The organism is Shimia thalassica (genome assembly GCF_001458215.1).
In the GTDB taxonomy this organism is placed as follows: Bacteria; Pseudomonadota; Alphaproteobacteria; order Rhodobacterales; family Rhodobacteraceae; genus Shimia; species Shimia thalassica.
Genome location: NZ_CYTW01000001.1, coordinates 237,125 through 251,365 on the forward strand (window position 1 = coordinate 237,125; position 14,241 = coordinate 251,365).

13 protein-coding genes are annotated in these 14,241 nt (G+C 55.7%); 3 read left to right on the top strand and 10 right to left on the bottom strand.

The annotated features are described in order from the left end of the window. Nucleotides 1–81: 81 nt before the first annotated feature. The 7 genes from PH7735_RS01100 to PH7735_RS01125 form a co-directional block, all read right to left on the bottom strand. Nucleotides 82–1,314, bottom strand: coding sequence for a Tm-1-like ATP-binding domain-containing protein (locus tag PH7735_RS01100; RefSeq protein ID WP_058309498.1), 1,233 nt, complete (start codon nucleotides 1,312–1,314; stop codon nucleotides 82–84). After that, nucleotides 1,314–2,249 (bottom strand): phosphotransferase enzyme family protein, encoded by a 936-nt coding sequence (locus PH7735_RS01105; protein ID WP_058309499.1) that lies wholly within the window; start codon nucleotides 2,247–2,249, stop codon nucleotides 1,314–1,316. The genes PH7735_RS01100 and PH7735_RS01105 overlap by 1 nt, the downstream gene beginning before the upstream one ends. Further along, nucleotides 2,246–3,538 (bottom strand): aspartate aminotransferase family protein, encoded by a 1,293-nt coding sequence (locus PH7735_RS01110; RefSeq protein ID WP_058309500.1) that lies wholly within the window; start codon nucleotides 3,536–3,538, stop codon nucleotides 2,246–2,248. Before PH7735_RS01110 ends, PH7735_RS01105 begins: the two co-directional genes overlap by 4 nt. Continuing rightward, nucleotides 3,535–5,001: an aldehyde dehydrogenase gene (locus PH7735_RS20270; RefSeq protein WP_145865297.1), complete on the bottom strand. Its 1,467-nt coding sequence runs from the start codon at nucleotides 4,999–5,001 to the stop codon at nucleotides 3,535–3,537. Before PH7735_RS20270 ends, PH7735_RS01110 begins: the two co-directional genes overlap by 4 nt. Beyond that, entirely contained in the window at nucleotides 4,884–6,503 is a 1,620-nt protein-coding gene (locus tag PH7735_RS01115) for a tripartite tricarboxylate transporter permease (RefSeq protein ID WP_058309501.1), read from the bottom strand. The genes PH7735_RS20270 and PH7735_RS01115 overlap by 118 nt, the downstream gene beginning before the upstream one ends. Before the next feature lie 7 nt (nucleotides 6,504–6,510). Further along, nucleotides 6,511–7,041, bottom strand: coding sequence for a tripartite tricarboxylate transporter TctB family protein (locus PH7735_RS01120; protein WP_058309502.1), 531 nt, complete (start codon nucleotides 7,039–7,041; stop codon nucleotides 6,511–6,513). Between the two features lie 64 nt (nucleotides 7,042–7,105). After that, nucleotides 7,106–8,047, bottom strand: coding sequence for a tripartite tricarboxylate transporter substrate-binding protein (locus PH7735_RS01125; protein WP_058309503.1), 942 nt, complete (start codon nucleotides 8,045–8,047; stop codon nucleotides 7,106–7,108). A 169-nt stretch (nucleotides 8,048–8,216) separates the two neighbouring features. Here PH7735_RS01125 and PH7735_RS01130 point away from each other — a divergent pair, with 169 nt between their 5' ends. Then, complete coding sequence (locus PH7735_RS01130) at nucleotides 8,217–9,014, top strand: IclR family transcriptional regulator (protein WP_058309504.1); 798 nt, start codon at nucleotides 8,217–8,219, stop codon at nucleotides 9,012–9,014. Between the two features lie 27 nt (nucleotides 9,015–9,041). After that, a complete protein-coding gene (locus PH7735_RS01135) occupies nucleotides 9,042–10,397 on the top strand; it encodes an aspartate aminotransferase family protein (RefSeq protein ID WP_058309505.1) in 1,356 nt (451 codons plus the stop codon). Nucleotides 10,398–10,470: 73 nt separating this feature from the next. On the opposite strand, the gene PH7735_RS01140 is transcribed toward PH7735_RS01135, so the two are convergent. From PH7735_RS01140 to PH7735_RS01150, 3 genes are all read right to left on the bottom strand, one after another. Next, entirely contained in the window at nucleotides 10,471–10,785 is a 315-nt protein-coding gene (locus PH7735_RS01140) for a 2Fe-2S iron-sulfur cluster-binding protein (RefSeq protein ID WP_058309506.1), read from the bottom strand. A gap of 78 nt (nucleotides 10,786–10,863) precedes the next feature. Then, nucleotides 10,864–12,153, bottom strand: coding sequence for a type I glutamate--ammonia ligase (locus tag PH7735_RS01145; protein ID WP_058309507.1), 1,290 nt, complete (start codon nucleotides 12,151–12,153; stop codon nucleotides 10,864–10,866). 11 nt (nucleotides 12,154–12,164) lie between these two features. After that, complete coding sequence (locus tag PH7735_RS01150; protein WP_058309508.1) at nucleotides 12,165–13,427, bottom strand: cytochrome P450; 1,263 nt, start codon at nucleotides 13,425–13,427, stop codon at nucleotides 12,165–12,167. Between the two features lie 92 nt (nucleotides 13,428–13,519). On the opposite strand from PH7735_RS01150, the gene PH7735_RS01155 reads away from it, so the two are divergent. Next, complete coding sequence (locus tag PH7735_RS01155; RefSeq protein WP_058311082.1) at nucleotides 13,520–14,230, top strand: type 1 glutamine amidotransferase; 711 nt, start codon at nucleotides 13,520–13,522, stop codon at nucleotides 14,228–14,230. Nucleotides 14,231–14,241: the final 11 nt, after the last annotated feature.

The following is a 14,241-nucleotide window of genomic DNA, read 5'->3' on the forward strand; positions in this document are numbered from 1 at the left end:
TTGTCAGGTGCCGCGGGAGTATTCTCTGCCACGTGCGACTTGGCAACCGGAATGCGCCAAAACGTCTGACCATGTCACACTTTAGGTTTTGATGGTGCCATCCGAGACCCACCGGTCCAGAACCTGAAGCACCTTGGCGGTGAATTCAGGGTCGTTGATATGACATTCAAGCGGGATGTATTCGACATTGTCCGGCAGCGCAGCTTCAATTTCACTCACAAAAGCGGTCAGCCCGTCTTGGTCATGCAAATCGGCGCCCGGACGATCCCATTCATTGCAGCCGCCTTTGGGCATCAAAAACGCCGTGGCGCCTTTGGCTGTGGCCAGCTTCTCTGCATGGGCGCGTGCGACCTCGCGGCGTTCGTCGGCGTCAAGCACAACGGATTTGAGCAGCCGGTTGTGGTCATGGGCCGGTTTGTGGCTCATGCGTTCGGGCAAGTCTTTCCAACCCACCATATCGACAAGATCATAGCAGGCAGGGGCCACCATTTGCGGCGTGGCGGTTTGGCCCGCATTTGTGAGGCGGTCAACGCCCGCCGACAGCCCGCCCATAAGATGGTTGCCGATTTCCTGCGTTGCAAAATCCATGACACAGGCGAAACGCCCTTCGGCTGCCAGAGATTCAAAGGCACGCCCGCCCATACCGGTGGCATGAAACACGGCCACTTCGAATCCGCGGTCTTCCAGCGCGGGTTTGAGGCTCACCATATAGCGCAGGATTGTTTTGCCGAATGAGGTCATGCCGATCAAAGGTTTATCGCCTGACGATTTTTCAACCGCACGCGCGGCGCCCAGAACGGCACCTGCGGCTTGGGACAAGGAAGATTTGCAAACGGAATTGAGCCCATACAGGCCACCAGCCCAAAGGATCATCTGGATATCGGCAGCAAGGCGTTCTGGTGGCAGCAATTGTGAAAAGGACACCGTTGAAACCACGTATTTCGGAACACCCAAGGGCAATGCCTGACAGACATCCAGCGCGAGATCGGTCCCCATCGTGCCGCCAAGGATGATAACGCCATCAACTTTGCCCTCGGTGTGCAGACGCGATGCCAGCAAAGATGCTCCATAGGCCATGATTTGCATGGCCGTGTTCTCGTCACCACTATCAATGGCCGCTTGAATGGACGACCCGCCCTCTTCGGCAACGGCATGTTTGGAATAGTCGGTCGGTGTGGAAGGATCGCCAAGAACACTGACGTCCATGGTCAAAACGCGTCCGCCCTGATCGACTATACGTCCACACAAATAGTTCAATTCGTCGTCTTTTGTGTCGTAAGTACCGACGACAAGGATGGTTTTGTCCTGAGACATCATTGTCTTCCTTCCAGATAGTTTTGTGCCAACCCCAAGGCGCGGGCAATCATGCGTGTGGATCGGGTTTGATTGCCCGGCTCGTTCAGGCGTGGAACAATCCAGCCCACATACGTGAGGGCGCGCAGCAGCAACGCCAGACCAAGTGCCTGCTGCGAAATCTGTGCCCGAGCGCTGTATCCTTCCAGCAATGCAGCGCGAATCTCCTTGAAATCAGGCTGTTCGAGATAGCGAAGCAGGAACGTCGCGAGTTCAAAAGCGCGGTAACCGATAACACAGTCGTCAAAATCCAGAATTCCGATCTTTCCCTCGTGCATCACGAGGTTTTCCGTCAAAAGATCAGCGTGGATGAGACCGACATCCTGTTCAAGTATTGCGCAATCATCCTGCGCCGCCTGCCGAACCGCTTGAAGAATTGCGATTTCATCAGGGCGCAGGTCAGGATGCTCCCAAAACCGGCCCCAAAGCGGCGTTTCGCCCACGATCTCTTCTGCTGTCCATTTGGGGCGCTCGAAATCCGCAGGACGTTGCCATTGGTCCGTTATCATGTGCAGGCGGGCCATCTGCGCGCCCACCTTTCGCGCGACCTCGACAGGTTGTCCTGAAGTGATCGATGTGCCCTTGCCAATTGGCACGCCATCAAGCCACGTCAGAAGGCTGGCGTGGCTGTCCCCGACCTTGGGAATGAGCTGTCCATCTGCAGTCGCAATTGGAGTGGGCACATGAAGCCCCTGTTGCGACAGGTATTTCATCCACGCGAGTTCCGAGCGTAATTCGTTTAGCGATCTATATCCGGGTCGGTGCAGGCGCAGGGCATATTTCTGATCCCCGTGAGACACCGCATAGACGCGGTTTTCACGCTCTGCCAACAGATCGGGGGAAGACCCGGACAGGTTCCACAATTGCAACGCATCTTTGAGACTGGAATTGGTCATTGCTCTAGGGGTGTCTCGGTCAGGGCTTCGTCCAGACGCGTCAACATGATGTCCGCATCTTCACGGGAAAAGGGCATGGGGGGGCGTATTTTCAAGGCGTTGTAGTGGATGCCCAGAAAGTTGAGCAAAACACCCTTTTGGCGCATGGCGTTCGCAATTCTTTTGGTGAATGCCGTGGCCGGTGTTTTGCTGTGCCGATCCAGAACCATTTCGGCCCCAAAGAATAGGCCCGAGCCACGCACATCCGCGATGCATTTGTGCGTTTCGCCCAGTTTGCGAAGACCTTCGCGCGCATATTCACCTACGGCGCGGGCGTTCTCCATCAACCCTTCTTCCTGAACCACGCGTAAGGTCGCGAGCGCAGCGGCCGCCGAAACAGGGTTTCCACCAAACGTATTGAAATAGCGAAAGTTGCTGCGGAATGCGGACATGATTTCAAGGCTGGTGACAACGCCACCAACCGGATGACCGTTGGCCATCGGTTTTCCCATGGTCACTATGTCAGGCAGAATGCCGGCCTTCTGATGACCCCAGAAATCGGTGCCCAAGCGGCCAAAGCCGGGCTGGACCTCGTCTGCGATGACAACACCTCCGGCCTTGTGCACCGCATCAATCGCAGGTTGGAGCCAGCCCTTTTCGAGATCAGGAAAGCCTTCGTTTGCGAAATAGGGACAGATGATCAGAGCAGACAGTTCATGACCGCGTTCTTTCAGGTCCGCGATGGCCTTTTCAATCTCGGCGGCGAACGCCAGAGAATGTGCCTTGCCAGAGGTTCCGCCAAGCGGGCGAAAGCTGTCGGGGGCGGGAACAAAGGCGACATTGCTCCACCGGTCCGGCGGCGGGTTGGTGCAAGACAGTTGTGACACTGCCATCGTGTTGCCGTGATAGGTGTGGTCGGTTGCGATCACGCCCGTGTTGCCGGTAATCCCGCGCGCCATGCGCAACGCGATGTCGTTCGCCTCGGACCCCGTGCAGGTCATGATGGCCGTGTTCAGCGGATCGGCAAAGGTATCGGTCAGCGACTCGACATAATCGAGAATGCCTTCGTGCAGATACCTTGTGTGCGTATTGAGGGTGCTGGCCTGTTTCGTGATAGCCTCGACCACCTTAGGGTGGCAATGCCCCACATGGGGCACGTTGTTATAACAATCGAGGTATTTACGACCGTCTGCATCCCAGACCCACACACCTTTTCCCCGTACCATGTGAACGGGTTCTTCATAGAAGGTGCTGACATTGGGCCCAAGCAATTGAGCCCGACGGTCAATCAGTGTCTGCGTCGATGTCATAGTTTGATCCATGCAGTTTTCAGGTCGGTGTATTTCTCAAGGGCATGCAGGGATTTGTCATGCCCGTTGCCGGATTGTTTATGGCCACCCAGAGGCACGGTGTTATCGGCGCCGCCATATGTGTTTACGTGCACAACACCGGATCGCACGCCGCGCACCATTTTATGTGCCCGTCCAAGGTTCGACGTCCACACACCGGCAGCAAGGCCGTAAATCGAATTGTTGGCGATCTCGATGGCTTCGGCGTCGGTTTTAAAAGAGGTGACGCCCAATACAGGTCCAAACACCTCTTGTTGCGCCAAGCGGTCGGTGGGTTTTACGCCCGTTACAATTGTCGGCTCCATATAATAGCCGCCGGTATCTTCGAGGATACGGTTCCCGCCAAGGGCAATTGTGTTGCCTTCGGCCTCGGCGCTGTCAATGAACCCGAGGTTCCCTGTCAGTTGGGTGAGAGAGTTTACGGCTCCGACGTCCGTGGACAAATCCAGGGGATTGCCAACCCGAAGTGCAGCAGCGTGTTGCGAAAGGGTCTCGACGAACTCGTCATGAACAGACTCTTCAACCAAAAGCCGAGACCCCGCAACGCAGACCTGTCCCGAATTACGAAAGATGCCCATGGCCGAAACCTTGGCGGCTTCCTTGAGATCTGGAGCGTCGGCAAAGACGATATTCGGGGATTTGCCCCCAAGTTCCAAATAACACCGCTTCAAATTTGAGCGAGCAGAGTATTCAAGAAGACGACGACCCACGCCCCCAGACCCGGTGAACACCAGAACATCCACATTCATAGACAGTGCCAATGCTTCGCCAGCAACCGCCCCTTGGCCGGTGACGACGTTGAAAACCCCATCCGGCAGCCCCGCCTCGGAGGCCAGTTCGGCCAGTCTCAACAGGGTCAAAGACGCTGTTTCGGCAGGTTTCAAAACCACCGAGTTGCCCATGGCCAAAGCCGGAGCTAGCTTCCATGCTCCGATCATCAACGGGAAGTTCCACGGCACGATTGCACCAACGACGCCGACGGGTTCTTTGTGCACAAGGCCCAGCACTCCGGGGTCGGTTGGGGCGATCTCGCCATAGACCTTGTCCAATGCTTCGGCATAATACCGGAACGTGCCCGCCGCAGAACCGGGTTCGGCCTTGAGCGCCATGTTGAGTTCGGTACCGTTGTCGCGCACGCCCAACACAGCCAGTTCAAGTGCGTGTTTCTCGATCAACTCGGCGAGTTTGAACAGCACTTTCTTGCGGCCTGCCGGTGCCATGCGGCTCCAGCGCCCGTCTTCAAAGGCTGCCCGTGCCGAGGCGACAGCGCGGTTTACGTCATCAGCATTGGCGCGCGCAATGGTGGTTAGCGTTTGTCCGTTGATCGGGGATTGTACTTCAAGTGTTTCTCCCGAACCTTGCGTCCACGCTCCTTCAATAAATAGTCCTTGCGGCGCAACAGGTGCATTCCGAAGTTCGTCGATGCGTGTTTGGTCGACCATTTGGCCTCCTTGGTTTTTTTGCGTTCCAGCCAGAGATGGCGGAAGTGGATGAACAAAACGCCCAGGATCATCAGGAACAGGATCATGGCGACCGGGCGATCGATAAAGTCGAAGGGGGTTTTGACACGTGCCATGCCAGCGCGCAGTTTGACCTCCATGATGCCGCCAAGAACCATCCCGAGGATGATTGGCACGGCGGGCAGAGAGAGGCGTTTCAGGACAAATCCGAAGATGCCGAAACATGCGGCGATCAGGCAGTCGGTGACCGAGTTACGAAGCGAGTAAACACCCACGAAACTCAGAACAAGAATGCAGACGCCAAGGAAACGGTTGGGGATTTTCACGACCTTGATCAGGTGATTGGTCGCAAACAACAGGAAGATCAGAACCAGCACATTGAGGACCAGCAGGGCAAGATAAAGCGCCACGACAAAATCCATCTGGTTCTGGAACAACTGGGGGCCGGGTACGACGTTGTGCACATAAAACACGGACAGCATCATCGCTGTGAGGGCCTCGCCGGGGATACCCAGCGCCAGCAAGGGTACCATCGCCGCAGCGGGCACCGCGTTGTTGGCGGTTTCAGCGGCAATCAAGCCTTCCGAAGACCCGTGACCAAAGTCTTGGGGGCGTTTTGATGTGCGCTGAGCATAGGTATAGCTCAGAAATTGCGCCGTGAACTCGCCCACGCCGGGGATCATGCCCATCAACACCCCAAAAGTTCCCGAGATTCCGGCCACGCGCGGGTGGCGCACCAATTCGCGGAACCCTTGGAACATACCGCCCCGCAGTTTCGTCATACGCACCTTTTCGTCTTCTCCCTGAAGCAGGAAGAACGCTTGAGACAGGGCAAAGAGCCCAAGAACCACAACGATCAGGTCAACGCCACCGGACAGAAAAGACTGATCAAAGGTGAAACGTTTGGAGTATTTTACAGGCTCAAGACCAACGGTGTTCAGAAAGATCCCGAAACAGGCCAGAGCCGCCGCGATCAAGGCCTGCCCGCGATGGGCCACAACAACGAGCAGCAAGCCCAACAGCGCTGCGAGGAAGATTTCGCGGCTGCCGAACATAGGGGCGATTTTGGCCAGAACAGGGGCGAACAAGATCAGGCAGACAACAGAAAAGATGCCTCCAAAGAAAGACGAGGAATAAGCCAGAGACAGCGCACGACGGGCTTCGCCGCGTGTGGTCATCGGGTAGCCATCATAGGTGGTCAACGCGTTCACGGCCGTGCCGGGTGTATTGATCAGGATCGCCGGAATGGACCCGCCGTACATGGACGATCCGTAGATGCCCAACAGCACCGTCAGCCCCACAATCGGGTCCATCGAAAAGGTGGCAGGCAACAAGATGGCGATGGCCACTGCCGGCCCCACGCCGGGGATTGCGCCAATCAAAACGCCACCGACCGAGCCCGCAAGCAAGGCCAGAAGAACATCCCAGCGGGCCAGAATGTCGAAAGAAGAAAGAAGCAGCTCCATGATGCCCTCAGAAATTCAGAATGAAGAAGCTGCGAAGTGATCCGGGCAGGTATTCATAGACCATGCCTCCGGGGATTTTCACGTCCAGCAAGGATTTGAACAAGATCACCACAGCAGCGCCAAAGGCCGCAGAAATCCAGAGCATCTGTTTGTCGCGGTACCCCATGCGCCAGCTCATCAAAGGCATGAACAAAAGCGTTACGGGCAAATAGCCAAAGATCGGCACCAAAAGCACATAAACCAGAAACCAGACCACCCACTCGATGCCGAGAAACCAGATTTTCCACTCGGCATAGTCCGCAGTCACAAATTTGCGCCGCGGCAGCTTCCAAAGATGCAACCCGCCAAACAGCACCATGCCGCCAATGGATACAGCGGGCCAAAACCGTGGCTGGGCAAAGAACTTGGTCCGTTTTGCCCACTTGGTTTCTTCGCCAAGTTGGGAAAGCAGCAAAAGCGCAGCCACCAGAAAGACAATTGCAAACAGCAGTTGTCCACGCAGGGGACCTTTAAAGGTGCTGGGTTTTGGGTCGCTCATTTATCCAACCTCTGGATACAGAAAGGGCCGGGGGTTTGCGTACCTCCGGCCCGTTTTTTCTTAATTACTCGAGGATACCCGAGATCACCGCACCGGTCGCTTTGTCCTGAGCGATGATCGCGGCCGAAGCCTCTGCATCTGCCCAGTAAACCTGTGCACCGGTTTCTTTTGCAATCGCTTGTGCGCGGTCGCTCATCACGGTTTTCTCAGCAACGGCCGCAATTTTTTCACGGACATCCGCAGGGGTGTCCTTGTGAACAAACAGACCGTTCCAAAGGGCGATATCCAGCGATGAATCCAGCTCTCCGATGGTTGGCGCATCTGGCACCAGCGGGATGCGGTCACCGGTGATTGCGGTCAACACCTTCACTTTGTCGAGGCAAGGCAGGATCAGCTGAAGTGTGGTGTTGATGACATCGGCATCACCCGAGGCAAGCGTGTTACAGTCCAGTGCGTCAAACGCTGCATCGGAGCCCCACTCGAAACCAGCGTTGATGGCATAGGCCATAGTCACCTGGGTTGGTGTCAGGACCTGACCAAAGTGACCAAGGGCTACGTCGTTGGATTTTGCATACTCGGCGAGTTCCCCCATGGACGAGTAAGGCGCATCACCAGATGTCGCGATGACAAAGGGGTAGGTCAGGAAAATGCCGATGGGTTCGAACACTTCGTCGGCCAGTTCATCAATGCCGATTTCATGACCGATGACGGGAACCGCAGGAACGAAAGACCCGACGGTATAGCCGTCAGCAGGCGCCGTCGCGACCTCGATAGCACCGGGGAAAGGGCCGCCGCCGCCGCCAGGTTTGTTCACAACAGCTGCCGAGACGCCATAAGCCTTTTGAAAGTCTTCCGCGATCATGCGTGTCAGCACGTCTTCCAGATCGCCCGGAGGCCACGGAACAACAAAGCTGACGGGTTTCTCGGGATATTCCGCGAGAGCTGCACCACCAATGGTGGCCATCGAAAGGGCAAGTGCGCCGCCCAGAATGGTTTTGGTCTTCATAGTCGTCTCCCTGATAGATCCGGTTATTGTGGATCGGTTCATTATTTAAACCAAAGGTTCGAAAATAGATTGACAGGTTAAGCATATTTCTGTCAACAGTTTTAGTGACACTGCGGAAAATCAATTTCCGCCCGGATTAATATTTAGACAAGGAGCGGAGGCATTTTCGATGGGGACTGTATCTAAAGGATTGTCTTTGCTTGGGTATTTCTCGAGATATCGATCTGAAATCGGGTTGAGCGAGATGACTCGCCTGTCAGGAATGAACAAGGCAACGGTGTATCGTTTGCTGACCGAATTGGCAGAACAGGGATTCGTTGAGCAGATCGGGACGGGGCGAGAATACCGGCTCGGGCCCGTTTTTCCCCGACTCGCCGCCCTTAGAGAAGCGGCTGTTCCCACGCGGGAGGTTGCTCAAAAAGTGCTGAGCGGCCTGTGTGAGCGCACTGGGGAAACCGCGCACATGTCCATTCGTCAAGGCACGACACTCTCGGTGGTTAGTTTCAGCTACAGCGCCCTTCACGGGACACGTGTCACGATGGAAGACGCCGAACAGATCGCGTTCCACTCGACAAGTTCAGGACACGCCGTGCTGGCGTTCAGCCCGCCGACCTTTGTGGACGAGATCCTGAGCGGTCCGCTGGAAAAGAAAACAGAACAGACCGAAACCAATCCCGAGATCATTCGCGAGCGCCTTCAAGAGGCCGCCAGAACCTGTATCGCGGAATCGGTCAGTGGCCACGAGATGGATGTGCATTCGCATGCCTGTCCGGTATTCGACGCGCGGCAGGGCTGCTATGGCGCGGTTGCCGTTGCTGCACCAGTGGCCCGCATGACCCCGGATCTTCAGAACACCATTCGCACCGAAGTGCTGAGATCGTCACTCGAATTGACCCGCCTTCTTGGCGGTTTTGTCCCCGATACCTTCAAATCCAAGGCCTCCGAGTTGCTTGGCGAGCCTGCCTAATCCACTTGATCCGAAAGGACTGATCTTATGAAAGACAGCAATTTCCTAAAAGAAAAAAATGCCAAGTCCTTGTGGCATCCGATGGCGCATCCCGCCGATAGTCTCAACAACCCGCCTGCCATCATTACGGGTGCACAAGGGGTGCGCATCACCGATGTAGATGGACATGAGGTTGTGGACGGCGTTGGGGGACTTTGGAACGTCAATCTTGGCTTCTCATGCCAACCGGTCAAAGACGCCATCGCGCGCCAGCTTGATGTTTTGCCCTATTACTCGACCTTCCGTGGCACGACCAATGACGCGGTTATCGAGCTGTCAGAGGTGCTGCGCGACTTCTATGCACCCGACGGTCTGACACGTGCGTTTTACACTTCGGGGGGATCAGATTCGGTTGAAACCGCACTGCGTCTTGCCCGGCAATACCACAAGGTCAAAGGCGAAGAAGGCCGCACAAAATTCCTGTCTTTGAAAAAGGGCTATCATGGCACGCACATGGGGGGGGCTTCGGTAAACGGGAACGCAAATTTCCGCACCCAATACGAACCTCTTTTGCCGGGCTGCTTTCACATCCCAGCGCCATATACCTATCGCAATCCCTTCAATGAAGCCGATCCGGAAAAGCTGGCTGCTTTGTGTCTGCAGGCCTTTGAGGACGAGGTTGCGTTCCAGGGCGCAGGCACAATTGCGGCTTTCATCATGGAGCCGATCCTTGGTGCGGGCGGCGTGATCCCTCCTCATAAGAGCTTTATGCCGGGTGTGCGCGAAATCTGTACCCGCAATGGTATTTTGTTGATCGCGGACGAAGTTATCACAGCCTTTGGGCGGACAGGCAGCTGGACCGGATCACGTCATTGGGGTGTGCAGCCTGACATGATGGCCACGGCCAAGGCGATCACCAATGGCTACTTCCCGTTTGGCGCCGTAATGATCGCCGATCACGTGGCCGAGGTGTTTGAAAATGACAAGACCGGCAAAGCGGCGATTGGCCATGGATATACGTATTCTGGACATCCGGTAGGGGCCGCTGCGGCCTTGGCGTGCCTGGAAGAAACTCTGCGCCTTAATGTCAAAGACAACGCCGCAGAACGTGGTACGGAACTTCACAACGGTTTGCTGGGTCTTATGCAGACCTATGACGTGATTGGTGATGTGCGTGGCGGCCATGGTTTGATGTGCGCCATTGAACTTGTCAGCGACCGCGCAACCAAATCGCCCATCGATAAAGCCTCGGCAGGAAAGATTCAGGAAGAGGCTTACAAAGCAGGAGCAATGGTGCGCGTTTCAGGGCCAAACATCATCCTGTCACCGCCTTTGGTTCTGACGTCCGACGATGTTCAGGTCATCCTGTCGTCTCTCGAAACAGGCCTCAAGGCCGTGAGCTAAATCTCGGGTTTGTTAAAATCAGAAAGGCGCCCAATCGGGCGCCTTTTTTCTTGAAGGGTGCGATGAAACCGCTTCAGGGTTGTGGCACAATCAGGACCAGACCATCCAGCTCACCACTTGCCTCGATCTGACAGCTTAGGCGACTTTGGTCGGTGCGTTCGGCCTCGGCGACATCCAGCATTGCATCTTCAAAATCATCCGCGACGCCGGTCTTTTCCACCCAGGCCGGATCAACATAAACGTGGCAGGTTGCACAGCTCAGACAACCGCCGCATTCTCCGACAACACCAGGCACATTGTTGTCGACTGCGGCCTGCATCATGTTGGTGCCGTCAGAAACCTCTGCGGTGATTTCTTCTCCATTGGGCAATTTCCAAATGGCTTTCATAATGTTCTCCTTTGCAAGGATTGCGCGAGGGCCACGAGATGGGCCCCATGCGCAGATATCGAGAGACAGGGGATGGGATCACACGAAATAGATATAGAAGTCGCGCAGCGCGTCGCCTTCGAGATCTCGGGTCTTTTTGACCTCTTTCTCTTTCATGAAAACGTGATTGTCGACGAGCATCCGACCGACCGCGTCTGCCAAAACTGTATCTTTTTTGAGGTCAGAAACCGCGCCTTTCAGATCCGCGGCGCAGCTTTCTTTTGCGTCGCTTCTTTCAAACCCGTCTCCGGTTTCAATCGGCTGCAAAGGATAGTTGTTTTCAACACCCAGCAAGGAAGCCTGTAAAACGGCGGCAACGGCGGTGTAGGGGTTCGCGGTGGCGTCCGCCATCCGGTGCTCAAGCCGAGATTTCGGTCCCCCTTCCGAGCTGATCCGCGTGGTGACATTGCGATGATCGCCACCCCAGTTCTTCCAGAAACCGCTCAGCGATCCCGGTTGCAGGCGTTGATAGCTGTTGGCCGTTGGCGCGATAAGGCCGGCCAATCCTTTGTGGTGGTGCAACACACCCGCAAGACACTGTTTGGACAGATCATTAAGCGTGTCCGGCAAGTTGCGCTCACCAGAAGACAGGGCATTTCCACCTGATACATCCGAGAACGAGAAGTTGATATGCATGCCGGATCCGCCTGCTTCGGCGATGGGTTTGGGCATGAACGTCAGGATAATCCCGTGTTCCAGCGCAATCTCGCGGGCCATAAGACGGAAGAGAACGATGTCATCGACGGCCTGTACTGCATTGTCGAATGTCAGCGTGTATTCGAATTGCGGGGCGTCGAATTCAGCCGTGATCATATCAAGGCGAAAACCCAATTCGTCCGCTTTTTCCCAGATGGCATCGTTGAAACGCATTGGATCAGACAGCGGTCCGGTGCCATACACAACGGCACCCGGCGTATCATAAGGGCGCAGGTTTCCGTCACTGTCGGCTTGCATTGCAAAGGCTTCGAGTTCGATACCGACCTTCGGAGTCAGCCCTTTTGCCTCCCACGCCGCGACGGCGCGTTTGAGGGCACCGCGCGGGCACAAGGGCAGGTTGGCGCCTTCGTGATCATACAGGTCGCCCAGTACAATCTTGGTGTGAGGGTCCCAGCTGTCACGGATGTCGTCATGTTTCCAGCGCAACTCCATATCCGGCAGCCCCTCCATCATCATGGCGCCGGGGGCGGGCAGCAGGTCCTTGTCGTAATGGACGCCAAAGGTAGACCGGCAGAACCGTGTCTCGGAATCGGCCAGCTTGGACGCGGGCAGGTATTTGCCCCGCATGATGGAAAGGTGGTCGCAGAATACGGCGCGCAGACGGTCTCTCATCTTGGCCTCCCTCAATTAAGTTTCACACGGACAGGCAATTCTTTGATGCCGCCGACAAAGTTGGATCGCAGGAATTTTTGCTCGCCATTAGCTTCTATGCTTTTCAGCCGCTTGGAAAGCTCTTGGAACAGAACGCGCACTTCCAGGCGCGCGAGCCACATGCCCAGACACACATGCGGACCGGATTGGCCAAACGACATGTGCTTGTTCGGGCTGCGCATAAGGTCTACGCGGAAAGGATTGTCGAAGACCTCGTCATCCCGATTGGCCGAAGACCACCAGAACAGAACCTTGTCGCCTTCGCGCATGGTTTTTCCGTGCGCCTCGAAATCGCGGGTCAACGTCCGGCGGAAGTACAAGGCGGGGGTGGCCCAACGGATGATTTCATCTGGTGCCAATTCCCAAAGAGCATCGCCACCGGTCTGCATCTGGGTCAGCAATTCTGGCTGATGGCACATGGCCTGAATGCCTGCGGCAATCGAATATCGCGTGGTGTCGTTGCCAGCCGCGACTAGCAAACAAAAGAAATTGCGAAACTCTTCTTCCGAAATGGTGTTGCCGTCTTTGTCAGGTTGCAAGATCAGGTGCAGAACGCCGTTCGTGTCGCCGGTCGCGTTTTTGTGCGCCATCAGCTCTTTTGCGTATTGAAACAGTTCCGCACCGGCGGGCGAGTTGAAGGGCATCATGCGAAATTCGTCGGTCGTCATCTTGTCCAGCACATGATCGGTGAAATCCGGATCTGTATTGGCAATCAGGGCGTCCCCTTTTTCCACCAGCCAGGGCAGGTCTTCCTCTGGGGTGCCCAATATGCGCCCCAGCATCAACATGGGTAGCTGTCGAGCAATGGCTTTGGTGGCATCAAAGTCCGTCTCTGACAGCGCCTCATCAAGAATTTGGTTCGACAGATCCCGAAGGTCCTGTTCAAAACCTGCAACAACGGGTTTCGAGAACGCCTTGGCGACCTTGATCCGTGTCTTCATGTGCTCAGGTGGATCGGTTTCCTGAAAGGTCCGGCGGGCAAGGTATTCTTCGTAGGTCTGGTCTTCCATCCGAATGCCCTGCGCCGATGAAAAGACATCGAAGGTGCGGTTCATTTCGGTGATGTCCTGATGGCGTGTAATGGACCAGAACCCTTTACCCTGATCCCAGTCTGTCCAGCAGACGGGATCTTCGCGGCGCATACGAGAGAACGTGTTGTGCGGCACCCCTTCTGAAAAGGTGTCGTGGCTGGTCAGGTCGGCAAAGCCGTCATCTTTTGGTGTCCAGACAGTCATAGGGCGCCTCCATTGTTGCTTGTTTAGTTGCTTTGTTATGTATATATATGGAGATCATAAATATGCAAAATGAAAAATGCCCGGAGATCAAAATGCGACTGGCAATCCTGATGACCAACACGGATGAAAGCGACTTTGCGCAGGCTCACCCAAAGGATGGTGAGAAATTCACCACCCTGATTCAAGAGCAGCGACCGGATTGGGATTGCGCTGTATTTTCGGTCAAAGACGGTGAGTTTCCGGTTGATATTCAAGAGTTTGACGGCGCTCTGATTACTGGAAGCCCTGCATCGGTCCATGACTCCGATGCGTGGGTTGCACAGCTTTTCGAGTTGATCCGCGACATGGATCGACATGCCGTGCCCGTTTTTGGAGCATGCTTTGGTCATCAGGCCATCGCCCTAGCATTGGGTGGGACAGTGTCGCCAAATCCACAAGGCTGGGTGCATGGGTATGCGCGAACCGATTCGGTTGGTGACCTGCCGTGGTGCGCGCGCCCTGCGCAGGTTGGTCTTTATGCCAGCCATATCGAGCAGGTGGTTGAATTGCCCGAAGGCGCGCATGTTGTTTCTTCTGGTCCCGATTGCATGGTCGGGGGGTATGTCAAAGGGCGCCATATCTTTACGACACAGTATCATCCCGAAATGACAGACAGCTTCATTGCAGACCTTGTCGAGGAAACAGAAGACTACGTTGGCGCAGAAGTGACAGAAGCAGCGCGGGCGTCTTTGAAAAACACGGCGGACCGCGACGTCTTTGGCAAGCAAATTATCGGATTTTTCGAGTGGGCGACCAAGCACTAAAGAGCGGCACG

Bases quoted from the DNA above. Each gene is read 5' to 3' on its own strand.
- PH7735_RS01105 (WP_058309499.1), bottom strand. From the start codon at position 2,249: ATGACCAATTCCAGTCTCAAAGATGCGTTGCAATTGTGGAACCTGTCC.
- PH7735_RS01140 (WP_058309506.1), bottom strand. From the start codon at position 10,785: ATGAAAGCCATTTGGAAATTGCCCAATGGAGAAGAAATCACCGCAGAG.
- PH7735_RS01125 (WP_058309503.1), bottom strand. From the start codon at position 8,047: ATGAAGACCAAAACCATTCTGGGCGGCGCACTTGCCCTTTCGATGGCC.
- PH7735_RS01145 (WP_058309507.1), bottom strand. From the start codon at position 12,153: ATGAGAGACCGTCTGCGCGCCGTATTCTGCGACCACCTTTCCATCATG.
- PH7735_RS01150 (WP_058309508.1), bottom strand. From the start codon at position 13,427: ATGACTGTCTGGACACCAAAAGATGACGGCTTTGCCGACCTGACCAGC.
- PH7735_RS01110 (WP_058309500.1), bottom strand. From the start codon at position 3,538: ATGACATCGACGCAGACACTGATTGACCGTCGGGCTCAATTGCTTGGG.
- PH7735_RS01155 (WP_058311082.1), top strand. From the start codon at position 13,520: ATGCGACTGGCAATCCTGATGACCAACACGGATGAAAGCGACTTTGCG.
- PH7735_RS01120 (WP_058309502.1), bottom strand. From the start codon at position 7,041: ATGAGCGACCCAAAACCCAGCACCTTTAAAGGTCCCCTGCGTGGACAA.
- PH7735_RS01135 (WP_058309505.1), top strand. From the start codon at position 9,042: ATGAAAGACAGCAATTTCCTAAAAGAAAAAAATGCCAAGTCCTTGTGG.
- PH7735_RS01115 (WP_058309501.1), bottom strand. From the start codon at position 6,503: ATGGAGCTGCTTCTTTCTTCTTTCGACATTCTGGCCCGCTGGGATGTT.
- PH7735_RS01130 (WP_058309504.1), top strand. From the start codon at position 8,217: ATGGGGACTGTATCTAAAGGATTGTCTTTGCTTGGGTATTTCTCGAGA.
- PH7735_RS01100 (WP_058309498.1), bottom strand. From the start codon at position 1,314: ATGTCTCAGGACAAAACCATCCTTGTCGTCGGTACTTACGACACAAAA.